The following is a 536-nucleotide window of genomic DNA, read 5'->3' on the forward strand; positions in this document are numbered from 1 at the left end:
TGGCTGCTGTTGCCCCAATTCACGGTCCTGCTGGTGAAGTTGTTGCCGAGCATGGTCGTGAAGCTGCCGCCGGCCATTGTCCCGGCAGCGGTGCCCCCCTTCAGCGCCGCCAGCGAATAGGCGATCGGCTTGTAGTTCCAGTAGTAGGTCGTGTTCGTGCCATTTGAGTTGCCGGCATTGGGGTTCGCCGAAACCGTTTGCGAGTAGGTCTGAGTGTAGTTGGAATATACAGTCTTCGTGATCGTGCAGACGCCCGTGCTGGTGTTGCGCGATGCCGTATATTGCGTACCGTTCTGAACTGTGGTGACGGTGCGCGACCGTGGTACAGAGGTCGACGACGGATCCCATGCCGTGTAGCTCGTCGTTGAACTGTAGCCCTCGTTCGCCGGTGCTACGCAATTTTCAGATGAGCCTGGTTGAGTCGAGCTAGTCTTGCTGCCCGTGTAGGTGGATGAGCCATTGGTAGTGATCGTCGCGCCTTGCGTGCCGGCGCTCGTATCAGCCGTACCTGCCTGCTCTCGGGATTGATAAGTCCA

1 pseudogene is annotated in these 536 nt (G+C 58.6%); it reads right to left on the minus strand.

Annotated features, from left to right (window positions below):
* Window positions 1-536 (minus strand): annotated as a pseudogene (locus tag AC07M8_RS19670) (pilus assembly protein TadG-related protein); the annotation flags it as partial.

The sequence above is a fragment of the Sphingomonas sp. GW821-FHT09E03 genome, from assembly GCF_059416225.1.